11 protein-coding genes and 2 pseudogenes are annotated in these 10129 nt (G+C 66.1%); 6 read left to right on the top strand and 7 right to left on the bottom strand.

Features of this window, described 5'->3' with window-relative positions:
* The 3 genes from VKI00_RS08250 to VKI00_RS08240 all read right to left on the bottom strand — a co-directional run.
* Positions 1 to 1712 (bottom strand): APC family permease (locus tag VKI00_RS08250; protein WP_324436624.1); only part of this gene is annotated, 1712 nt, incomplete at its 3' end.
* Between the two features lie 171 nt (positions 1713 to 1883).
* Entirely contained in the window at positions 1884 to 2438 is a 555-nt protein-coding gene (locus VKI00_RS08245) for a hypothetical protein (RefSeq protein ID WP_324436622.1), read from the bottom strand.
* A gap of 140 nt (positions 2439 to 2578) precedes the next feature.
* A complete protein-coding gene (locus tag VKI00_RS08240; protein ID WP_324436621.1) occupies positions 2579 to 2728 on the bottom strand; it encodes a hypothetical protein in 150 nt (49 codons plus the stop codon).
* Positions 2729 to 2872: 144 nt separating this feature from the next.
* On the opposite strand from VKI00_RS08240, the gene VKI00_RS08235 reads away from it, so the two are divergent.
* On the top strand, positions 2873 to 3808 hold the full coding sequence (locus tag VKI00_RS08235) for an SDR family NAD(P)-dependent oxidoreductase (protein ID WP_324436619.1): 936 nt from the start codon (positions 2873 to 2875) through the stop codon (positions 3806 to 3808).
* Positions 3809 to 4104: 296 nt separating this feature from the next.
* Here the strand turns inward: VKI00_RS08235 and VKI00_RS08230 are convergent.
* Positions 4105 to 4329, bottom strand: a pseudogene (locus VKI00_RS08230) (AMP-binding enzyme); the annotation flags it as partial.
* Between VKI00_RS08230 and VKI00_RS08225 the strand changes: the two are divergent.
* Positions 4319 to 4876, top strand: a pseudogene (locus tag VKI00_RS08225) (ATP-binding cassette domain-containing protein); the annotation flags it as partial. The pseudogenes VKI00_RS08230 and VKI00_RS08225 sit on opposite strands and share 11 nt — an antisense overlap.
* A 68-nt stretch (positions 4877 to 4944) precedes the next feature.
* Positions 4945 to 5451, top strand: coding sequence for a hypothetical protein (locus VKI00_RS08220; protein WP_324436617.1), 507 nt, complete (start codon positions 4945 to 4947; stop codon positions 5449 to 5451).
* On the opposite strand, the gene VKI00_RS08215 is transcribed toward VKI00_RS08220, so the two are convergent.
* From VKI00_RS08215 to VKI00_RS08205, 3 genes are all read right to left on the bottom strand, one after another.
* Positions 5448 to 6338: a sigma-70 family RNA polymerase sigma factor gene (locus tag VKI00_RS08215; RefSeq protein ID WP_324436615.1), complete on the bottom strand. Its 891-nt coding sequence runs from the start codon at positions 6336 to 6338 to the stop codon at positions 5448 to 5450. The two genes, VKI00_RS08220 and VKI00_RS08215, sit on opposite strands and share 4 nt — an antisense overlap.
* Positions 6335 to 6931: a carboxymuconolactone decarboxylase family protein gene (locus VKI00_RS08210; protein WP_324436613.1), complete on the bottom strand. Its 597-nt coding sequence runs from the start codon at positions 6929 to 6931 to the stop codon at positions 6335 to 6337. Before VKI00_RS08210 ends, VKI00_RS08215 begins: the two co-directional genes overlap by 4 nt.
* 127 nt (positions 6932 to 7058) lie before the next feature.
* Positions 7059 to 7382 carry a type II toxin-antitoxin system VapB family antitoxin gene (locus VKI00_RS08205; RefSeq protein WP_324436611.1) on the bottom strand — a complete coding sequence of 108 codons (324 nt, stop codon included), beginning with the start codon at positions 7380 to 7382 and terminating at the stop codon, positions 7059 to 7061.
* A 149-nt stretch (positions 7383 to 7531) separates the two neighbouring features.
* Between VKI00_RS08205 and hrcA the strand changes: the two genes are divergently transcribed.
* The 3 genes from hrcA to VKI00_RS08190 form a co-directional block, all read left to right on the top strand.
* Positions 7532 to 8572, top strand: a complete 1041-nt coding sequence (gene hrcA / locus VKI00_RS08200; protein ID WP_324436609.1) for a heat-inducible transcriptional repressor HrcA — start codon at positions 7532 to 7534, stop codon at positions 8570 to 8572.
* Positions 8573 to 8651: 79 nt separating this feature from the next.
* Entirely contained in the window at positions 8652 to 9791 is a 1140-nt protein-coding gene (gene dnaJ / locus VKI00_RS08195) for a molecular chaperone DnaJ (protein WP_324436607.1), read from the top strand.
* A partial coding sequence (locus tag VKI00_RS08190) for an RsmE family RNA methyltransferase (RefSeq protein ID WP_324436605.1) occupies positions 9792 to 10129 on the top strand: 338 nt, incomplete at its 3' end.

Below are 10129 nucleotides of genomic sequence, written 5' to 3'. Positions count from 1 at the left end.
GCGAGCAACACGGTGACGTGCCGGCCCTTGTCGATCTCGGATCGCACATATTCGAGCGTCGGCGCGACCAGGCTGCGGTGCGGGCTGTCCAACACCTTGAGCTCCAACCCCGGGTCCCAATCCTCCCACTGCTGGCGCAGCCGCTGAGTCGCGTCGGGGTCGATATCGACGGTTACCGGCACGACTTCGGGGCCGATCCGCATCGCGACCTGCAACGCCCGCTCGGCCACGCAGCTCACCGCGACGATCGGGACGATCACCAACGCCTTGGTATCGGTGCCGGGCACTGGTTTAGCGGGCATCTTTCCCAGGCCGAGCTGTTCGCCGGCGCGCTGGTAGTAGCGCTCGATTCCGTTGAAAAGGCTCATCAGCCCAGGCACCAAGATCAGCAGCAGCCACGCGCCTTCGGTGAATTTGCTTGCAAATAGCACGATCCCGGCGATGGCAGTCAGCACCGCGCCGAAGCCGTTGAGCAGGGCATAGCCCAGCCACCCAGGGCCGCGTTCACGGCGCCAGTGCAACACCAGACCGGTTTGGCTGATCGTGAACCCGATGAAAACCCCGATCGCGAATACCGGTAGCAGTCGCTGGGTGTTGGCGTCGACAATGAGCAGCACCAAGGCGGCCAGCAGCGACAACGCCGCGACGCCGTATCGGAATACCGGCTTTTCAGCGCGCAGTGCGAACATATGCGGCATGCGGTGATCCCTGGCCAGCAACTGCAGCAGCACCGGCAGGCCGCCGAAGCTGGTGTTCGCCGCAAAGGCCAGCACCAGGGTCACCGACAAGTTGATCACGTAAAACGGCCATCCGGTTCCGAACGCGCCCGCCGACAACTGCGCCAGTATCGTGACGTTGCCACGAGGAACTACCTGGTGTTGCCGAATTTGGAAGGCCAGACCCAAAAGCATGGCCCCCAGCAAGACCCCCAATCCGACCTCACAGCGCTGGGCACGCTTGACTGCCGGCGACCGGAACGCCGGCACCGCATTGGCAATCGCCTCCACCCCGGTCAGCGAGGAGCATCCCGCTGAAAACGCCTTGAGAATCACCACCACGCCCAGCGCCTCGGTAGCGTGGATCGGCCCGAGATCATTGCCGATCAAGGCCACCGGATGGTCTTCGAAGGAGCCGAAAATGATAATTGCGAAGATCCCGGCGATGAACAACAGCGTCGGACCCATCAGCACCTTCGCCGATTCCGCGATACCGACCAGATTGATCGCGGCGAGTACGACGAGTCCCGCCATGCACAGCGCGAGCAAGTGATGCGCCAGTGGCGGAAACACGCTCGCCAAGCTGTCGGCACCCGCGGACAGGCTCACCGCCACGGTCAACACGTAGTCGACGACCAGGCTCGCCGCGGCCAGCAGGGCCGGGAACCGGCCTAATTCCTTCTTCGCCACCGCGTACGAACCGCCACCGTCGGGATAGACGGCGATTACCTGCCGGTAGGACACCACCAGCACCAGCAGCAAGAAGGCGATCGCGATGGAGATCGGCACGGTCCAACTGATGGCAGCCGCGCCCGCAGCGACCAGACCGAGCACGATCGCTTCGGGACCGTACGCGACGCTGGACAAGGCGTCCAGCGACATCGCGGCAAGGCCGCCGATGGAGCTCAGTCGGTGCGAGTCGCCCTTGTGATGCCGACGGAGGCGACGATCGGGGATTCGATGGACCGGCGCCGGCCGGTCTACGGTTTCGACCACGGTCCGATTCAATACCGTGAACGCGCGGACCGCAGCTTTTCAGCCTGCTCAGGCCGCCCGGATGACGATCAGGCGATCAGGTGCCGACGTGCGCGTGTACGTGGCCGTACGTCCAGGTGAAATCAGGCATGGTGAAGCAACTCTCGCGTCAACCCGGCGTCTGAGCCGTCCTCAGTCGACTAACGACTGCGTGCCGAGAACGATCGCGAGGGCGAGGCGCTGGGCGTCTTCCGTGTCGGGTTCGGCGGTATAGATCATGATGCGCAGATCGTCGGCGGCGACGATCAGCCTGTCGCAGTCCAACGTGATGTGTCCGACGTCCGGGTGGTCGATGACCTTGCGGCGCCCGAAGTCTTGGTGTGACTCGAAAGCGTCTGACTCCCAGAGCTTTACAAATCGCGGGCTCTGCGCGGCGAGGTCGCGGGTCAGCTGCTTCAACCGCTGATCGGCGGGATAGCGAGCGGCGGTCAGACGCAAGTCGGCGACCAACCCGGCCTCGAATTCGGCCTTCTGCTCAGGGGTATGGACGGCGCGACTGCCCGGACCGACAAGGTGTCGCCACACGCTGTTGCGTTCGATTCCCCGCCAACTGGTCGTCGGGCCCATCAGCGCGTCGTACGGCGCGTTGGCGACGATGACTGTCCAGGTGGCGTCGAAAACGGCAACAGGTGTGTTCGCCAGGCGGTCGAGCAGGCGTTGCACGCTCGGCGTGATGCGCGACGACACGACGTCGAGTCCGGGGGTGGCGTGCCCGGCCAGTCGGAACAGCAGGTCGCGCTCGTATCGGAGACCCGCAATGCGCGGGCCAACGCCTCCACCACCTGCACCGACGGCGAGGTGGCTCGCCCCTATTCGAGTCGTGTCAGCTAGTCGACCGAGATTCCGGCCAGCCCGGCGAGTTCCTCTCGACGTAAGCCCGCCGCGCGACGGCGTCCGCCGACCGGTACGCCGACCGCGGTGGGCTTCACACGGTCGCGCCAGCGCCGCACCGTGCGGCCGAACTCCCAGGAGTCCATCTCTTAACTGTGGCTACGGGAGCGCTGTTGTTTCTGCCTTTTCTCGCCTTGTCGTGGCCCTGATGGTCTTACGAAAACCGGACGACTGCCTGACGACCGGGGTCCGGCGAAGAATCATCCCGGTACGACCACGAATGGAGGACCATGAACTCGAACGCGTCCGGCACCGTCCTGATTACTGGGCCGACCGGCGGACTGGGAAAGGCCGCCACGCTGGCGATCGCCAAACGCCCCGCGGCAAAGCGGCCCGACCTGCTGCTGGTTGGCAGGCCGGGTCAGGCACTGACCGAGGTGGCTGCGGCCGCCCGCGCCGCAGGAGCGACCGTCCACGAGATCGGCTGCGACCTTGCCCGGCTGGCCGACGTGCGCAACGCGGCGCGGCAGATCAAAGATCTGCTGGCCGCCGGCGCGGTGTCCCCACTCCACGGATTGGTGGCCAACGCCGGCGTTTCGGTCGTCGACACCCACAACGCGTCCGCGGACGGATACGAACTCACGTTCGCGGTGAACTACCTCGCGCATGCGCAGCTGATCGGCGATCTCCTCGACTCACTCGTTGCGCCCGCGCGCATCGTGCTGATTGGCTCAAACACCTACCACCAGAACATCTTCCGCCGTATCCTGCGGGTCCCGCCGCCGCTCTGGCGGGATCCGATCGAGCTTGCGCAGCCCACTGCAGCCGATCTGCCGGCGACACTCGAGGACGGTGGAATCGCCTATTCCAACTCCAAACTCGCGCTTTTCTATTACGCGCACGAATTGCAACGCCGAGCACCAACGGGAATCGACGTCTCGGTATTCGAGCCGGGATTCATGCCCGGCACCGGCCTGAGCAGAGGGCACGGCCCCGGTCTTCAACGGTTAGGCCGTGTTATTGAGCGAATCCCCGGCGTTTCGTCGCCCACTCGGTCCGGTCCGGCACTGGCTTCGATCGTTCTCGACGACCGATGGGCGCATCTGCAAAACGGCGCATTCGTTGTCAAAGACGAAGAGCGCGAAGTGGAGGCGTTCGCAAAGGACCCGGCTCGTGAGGCACGGCTGTGGCAGGCCACGGCCGAACTGCTCGACTCAGCCCGCTAGCCGGACATCTTTGGGGACCGTAGAGAACGGAAATGCCGACGCTGCTCCTGCGCCATAGATAACGGCGCCAGTGGCGAGTGCCGAAAGGACGCGAGAGACCGACCGACGCGCCACGATGCGGCGAGTTACTGCAGGCGAATTGGTGTCACGACTTGCTTTCATTTTCTCACCTCCTCGAAAAGCGACGTCGCAGTCGAGGCTAGTAGCGAAAGCTAAGTAATCTCTGTCCGAACTCCATGAATGGCCTTACCGCCTGCCGACGTCGCGGTGGTGGGTCGACCAAAGCTTGCCGGATGTCACGATTGCAACTGCCAGGCGATCGCCTTCTTGTCGACCTTGCCGACCGGGGTTGTCGGCAATGCGGTCATCTGCGTCAGCACATCCGGTCGAGCATGCCTGGCCACTCCACGCTGGTCGAGATAGTCATTCAGCTCCGTCAGTGTCACCGGGTTACCCGCGAAAACGACGGCTGCACAGATTTTTTCGCCCAAATAAGGGTCGGGTAGTGCTACCGCCGCCGCGACACTCGATGCCGAAACTCGGCGCGCCGCAAGCAGTGTGGTGTTCCAACACCCCTATCTGTTTCACGGGACGATCCGCGAGAACGTGTTCGCGGGAGACCCTGCCGCCGCCGACGATCAGTTCACCCGGGCTGTTGGGTTGGCGCGGGTCGACGAACTGACCGACAGGCTGCCCGAAGGTGCCGAATCGATCGTCGGCGAGGCCGGTTCGGCGTTGTCGGGTGGTGAACGGCAGCGGGTCAGCATCGCGCGCGCCCTGCTCAAACCCGCGCCGATACTGCTGGTCGACGAGGCGACCAGTGCGCTGGACACCGAGAACGAGGCCGCTGTGGTCGACGCGCTCACCGCGGATCCGCAATCCCGCACCAGGGTGATCGTCGCCCATCGACTGGCGAGCATCCGACACGCCGACCGGGTTCTTTTCGTCGACAACGGCCGGGTGGTCGAGGACGGTGCGGTCGACGAATTGCTCAGCGCGGGAGGACGTTTCGACGAATTCTGGCGGCAACAGCAGGACGCCGCCGAATGGCGCATTCACGCCGGTTAGCTGTGCCGGTTCGCCCGCCCGGCCAGCGGGTATGTTGAGACAACCAGTGATACGACGAAGGGACAACAATGACCGTGAAAATGCTCGCCACCGGGGCGGCGGCCGTCGCCGCAATTGGAGCCGCGGCCGCTGGCGTGACGTCGTTTGCCTCCGGCAGCACGTCCGCCTTGGGGGTGCAGCCTGTCGCCCTGGGCGTGCCGTTTGCGCAGGACCCCCCGCCGCCAGCGCCTGGTTTGCCGACCGCGGGCGACTTGTCCAGCCTCTGCACCAACCTCACCAATCCTGGCGTGAACTACCACAGCAAGACCGGTCTGGTTGCAGGCGGCATCAATGACAACGACGGGCGTGTTGCCGACCACGACCTGAGAGAGGCGTTCCGGGACGGGAAGTTTCCGCAGTCCTACGACGTGACTAACATCCAGCCGGCCGGCCCGAATGCGGCCACCGCCGACGTGGCCATCTCAGGCCCGAAGTTCCCAACGCCGGTCACCCGCAACCTCACGTTCGTCAATCAGGGCGGCTGGACGATCGCGCCCGACTCCGCACAGGCGCTGGTGCAGGCAGCGACGAGCTAGCCGGTTAGCGCGCTCAAGTCGATCCGGGCGATGCGCTCGGGATCGGCCAGCACGTCGATGGCGGCGATACGCCCACCGCGAACCACGAAGCCCATGACGGCGGTCGGCGCGCCGGCGACGAAGATCACCGCGCCGGCGGCGCCGTTGACGATGGCCGGGCGGGCCTCGCGTTCCGGCGCCGCGTAGCCACGGGCCAGCCCGGCCACCGCGGAAGTGCCCTGTACCGAGCGCAGTCCGGCCGGGCCGGGGCCGAAGTCGCCGCGCAACGACACATCGGGGTCCAGTACGGCGACCAGCCGGTCGAAGTCACCGGCACGTCCGGCCGCAAAGAAGGCGTCGACGACGGCATGCTGGGCCGCCAGGTCGGTGTCCGGGCTGGGCGCGGCATCCTGGATACGCCGCCGCGCCCGGCTGGCCAGCTTTCGGGTGGCCTCCGGTGACCGCTCGACGATCGTCGCGATCTGGTCGAACGGCACCGCGAAGACGTCGTGCAGCACGAACGCCAGCCGCTCCGGCGGCGGCAACGTGTCGAGCACCACGAACAACGCCAAGCCCACCGCATCGGCCAGCATCGCCTGGTGTTCGGGATCGACTTCGCCGAGCGGATCGACGATAGGGTCGGGCACTCGCGCGACGAGTTCTTCGCTCGGTCGTGCCCGGCGGGCGCGCAAGGCGTTCAGGCAGATCCGCGCCACGACGGTGGTCAGCCAGGCGTCCAGGTTGGCTATCTCCGCAACATCTCGGTGGTTGCCGCCGGTCAGCCGCAGCCAGGCCTCCTGCACGGCATCCTCGGCGTCGTCGACCGAACCCAACATGCGGTAGGCGAGCGCGCCAAGGTGCGGCCGGGCTGCCTGGAAGCGTGCTGCCAGCTCGCCGTTCTCGGTCACCGGTTGGCGGCGTCCGGCAGCGCGCACACCTTGCCGTCACTGAAACCCGACGACCCGATGTCCAACGCCAGATTGAAGCGACCCCGGAGATTGCCGAGCGTGATGATGTGGGTCAGCGCGACGAGTTGAGCATTGTCGAAATGTGTTCGCAGGGCGTCGAATAGCTCGTCGCTCACCTCGACCGGAGTGCGGGTGATCGCGGTGGCGTACTCGAGGATGAGCTTGTCGAGGTCGGAGAAGCAGGTGGCGTTCTGGTAGTCGGCGAACGCCAGCAGTTCCTCGTCGGAGAGTCCCCAACTGCGGGCGATCTGCGAGCCGAGGTCGATGCAGTACTCGCAGCTCACCGTCGTCGCCGATTTCAGTTCGGCGAGCGCGCGATGGCGGGGGCTGAGGATGTCGATCTTCGACTCCGCGAGCTCCAGGCGGCCGATTGCACTCAGCAGCTTGGGAACATAGGCATACATCCGCAGCGGCTCGAGCATGGCCGGGGTTTCCCCACCGGTCATCTGCTTGAAGTGACGCTTGGTGAAAAAGAAGGCGATCTTGGTGTCGAGTTTGGCGTCGCGATCGGACACTCCGGCGATTCGTGGCATGGGTCCTCCTTTAGAAGCCTTTGCGCTGTCTCACCTACCTCGACACCTGCGGGCGTAAAAACGTGACTAGGCTCGGTTCTCGCGCGGCGACCCGCTGCGCCCGGCTCCGCCGCGCTTGCGATCGCCGCTAACCCTGAGGAGTGACCGCATCTGTGACAGCGTCCAAATCGAGTAGCCGCGCATGCAGCACGGTGCGATTCCGCAGCGCCGCTCGGACCGCGCGATGCAGACCGTCCTCGAGGTAGACGACGCCCTTCCACCTCACCGCATGTGGGAAGAGGTCGCCGTAGAACGTGGAGTCCTCCGACAACAGGCGATCCAGCGCCAGCACTGTCGTCGTGGTGACCAACTCGTCGAGCCGGATCTGGCAAGGTGGAATTTGCGACCAGTCCCGGTAGGACAGGCCGTGCTCGGGGTACGGCTTGCCGTCACGCACGCCCTTGAAGATCATCGTCGGATTGTCTGCGGCGCGTCGCCGCGGCTCGACGTGGCCATACAGGAAAGGCTAGCGGGTTAGAACCGGCTGCTGGCTGCGGGTGCAGGAAGCGATAGCGGCTGGTGATCACCGTAAAATGGACCAAGTTAGAAAGGTGGAACGGAATGGCTAGTGCCGACGACCGTCGCCTTGAGGTGCTGCGCGCGATCGTCGCCGACTTCGTTGCCACCAAGGAGCCGATCGGTTCGAAGTCGCTGGTGGAGCGCCACAACCTGGGCGTCTCATCGGCCACCGTCCGCAACGATATGGCCGTGCTGGAGGCCGAGGGCTACATCGCCCAGCCGCACACCAGCTCCGGACGCGTCCCGACGGAAAAGGGCTACCGCGAATTCGTCGACCGGCTCGACGACGTGAAGCCGCTGTCGGTTGCCGAGCGGCGTGCCATCCAGGGCTTTCTGGAGTCGGGCGTCGACCTCGACGACGTGCTGCGACGCGCGGTGCGGCTGCTGGCGCAGCTGACCCGCCAGGTGGCGATCGTGCAGTACCCGACGTTGTCCACGTCGACCGTGCGTCATCTCGAGGTGATCGCGCTGACCCCGGCCCGGTTGCTGATGGTCGTCATCACCGACTCCGGGCGGGTCGACCAACGCGTCGTCGAGCTCGGAGACGTCATCGACGACCATCAGCTGTCCCAGCTGCGGGAGATGCTCGGCCAAGCGCTGGAGGGCAAGAAGCTGTCGGCGGCGTCGGTCGCGGTCGCGGAGCTCGCCGCACATCTAGGTCGAGGGGGGCAATCGAAGAGCCTCAGCGATGCTGTCGGACGCTCGGCGACGGTGCTGCTCGAATCGCTGGTCGAGCACACAGAGGAGCGGCTGCTGCTGGGCGGCACCGCCAACCTGACCCGCAACACGGCGGACTTCGGTGGTTCGCTGCGGTCGATCCTGGAAGCACTCGAAGAGCAAGTCGTCGTGCTGCGGCTACTGGCCGCCCAGCAGGAAGCCGGCAAGGTGACCGTGCGCATCGGGCACGAAACCGAGGCCGAGCAGATGATGGGTACATCGGTGGTGTCCACCACTTACGGCACCATCGACACTGTCTACGGCGGCATGGGTGTGCTCGGGCCCACTCGAATGGACTATCCGGGAACTATCGCTAGTGTCGCTGCGGTTGCCTTGTATATCGGCGAAGTGCTGGGTGCCCGATGAGCGCGCACTCGTTGCAGAATCTATGGACGGCCGTGGTAACACGGCCGCTAACGGCCTAAGAGCCTAAGAAAGGTCAGGCGTGGCACGCGACTATTACGGTCTGCTCGGCGTGAGCCAGAACGCGAGCGATGCGGAGATCAAACGCGCCTATCGCAAGCTGGCGCGTGAGCTGCATCCCGACATCAACCCCGACGAGGTCGCCCAGGCCAAATTCAAGGAGATCAGCGTCGCCTACGAGGTGCTGTCGGACCCGGACAAGCGACGCATCGTCGACATGGGCGGCGACCCGCTGGAGAACGCGGCGTCGGCCGCGAACGGCTTCGGTGGCTTCGGCGGTTTGGGCGACGTGTTCGAGGCATTCTTCGGTGGCGGCTCGACCTCGCGCGGACCGACCGGGCGGGTCCGTCCGGGTTCGGACTCCTTGCTGCGGTTGCGGCTGGACCTCGCCGAATGCGCGACCGGCGTCAGTAAACAGGTCACCGTTGACACCGCGGTGCTGTGCGAACGCTGCCAGGGCCGCGGCACCAACGCCAATTCGGCCCCGGTGGCCTGCGACACCTGCGGTGGACGCGGTGAGGTGCAGACCGTGCAGCGCTCGCTGCTAGGTCAGGTGATGACGTCGCGACCCTGCCCGACCTGCCGCGGCGTCGGCGAAGTCATTCTCGACCCGTGCTACCAGTGCGGTGGCGACGGACGGGTGCGGGCTCGCCGCGAGATCACCGTGAAGATCCCCGCCGGCGTCGGCAACGGCATGCGGGTCCGGCTGGCCGCTCAGGGCGAGGTCGGGCCCGGGGGAGGGCCGGCGGGCGACCTCTACGTCGAGGTGCACGAGCAGCCCCACGACATCTTCGTGCGCGACGGCGACGATCTGCACTGCACGATTTCGCTGCCGATGGTCGACGCGGCGCTGGGCACCACGGTGACGGTGGACGCGATCCTCGACGGCCTGACCGAGATCACCATCCCCGCGGGGGCCCAGCCCGGGTCGGTGATGACCCGGCGCGGCCACGGGATGCCGCACCTGCGTTCCGGTGCGCGCGGTGATCTGCATGTCCACGTCGAGGTGGTGGTGCCGGATCGACTCGACCACCGCGACACCGAACTGCTGCGCGAGCTCAAGAGCCGCCGCAACCGTGACGTGGCCGAAGTCCGGTCGACGCACGCCGCCGCCGGCGGCGGATTGTTCAGCCGGTTGCGCGAGACCTTTACCGGGCGCTAATTGCCCGGCCTGTTCTACATCGACGCGTTGCCCGAGACCGGTGAGCTGGCCGTCGTCGACGGTGACGAAGGCTTCCACGCCGCTACCGTGCGGCGCATCCGCCGCGACGAGCAGCTAATCCTTGGCGATGGCGTCGGGGGTCTGGCCCGCTGCGTGGTGGAGCAGACCGGCCGCGACGGGCTGCAGGCCAGGGTGCTGGACCGCTGGCAGGTACCGCCCGTGCAGCCGGCGGTGACCGTGATACAGGCACTGCCCAAGGCCGAGCGCTCCGAGTTGGCGATCGAGCTGGCCACCGAGGCGGGCGCTGATGCGTTGGTGGCCTGGCAGGCGGCGCGTTG

This window comes from Mycobacterium sp., assembly GCF_035314665.1.
GTDB lineage: Bacteria > Actinomycetota > Actinomycetes > Mycobacteriales > Mycobacteriaceae > Mycobacterium.
The sequence above is the reverse complement of the archived record's forward strand: the minus strand, read 5'-3'. Positions and strand labels throughout refer to the sequence as shown.

Bases quoted from the DNA above. Each gene is read 5' to 3' on its own strand.
- VKI00_RS08240 (WP_324436621.1), bottom strand. From the start codon at position 2,728: ATGGACTCCTGGGAGTTCGGCCGCACGGTGCGGCGCTGGCGCGACCGT.
- VKI00_RS08235 (WP_324436619.1), top strand. From the start codon at position 2,873: ATGAACTCGAACGCGTCCGGCACCGTCCTGATTACTGGGCCGACCGGC.
- VKI00_RS08220 (WP_324436617.1), top strand. From the start codon at position 4,945: ATGACCGTGAAAATGCTCGCCACCGGGGCGGCGGCCGTCGCCGCAATT.
- VKI00_RS08210 (WP_324436613.1), bottom strand. From the start codon at position 6,931: ATGCCACGAATCGCCGGAGTGTCCGATCGCGACGCCAAACTCGACACC.
- VKI00_RS08205 (WP_324436611.1), bottom strand. From the start codon at position 7,382: ATGATCTTCAAGGGCGTGCGTGACGGCAAGCCGTACCCCGAGCACGGC.
- hrcA (WP_324436609.1), top strand. From the start codon at position 7,532: ATGGCTAGTGCCGACGACCGTCGCCTTGAGGTGCTGCGCGCGATCGTC.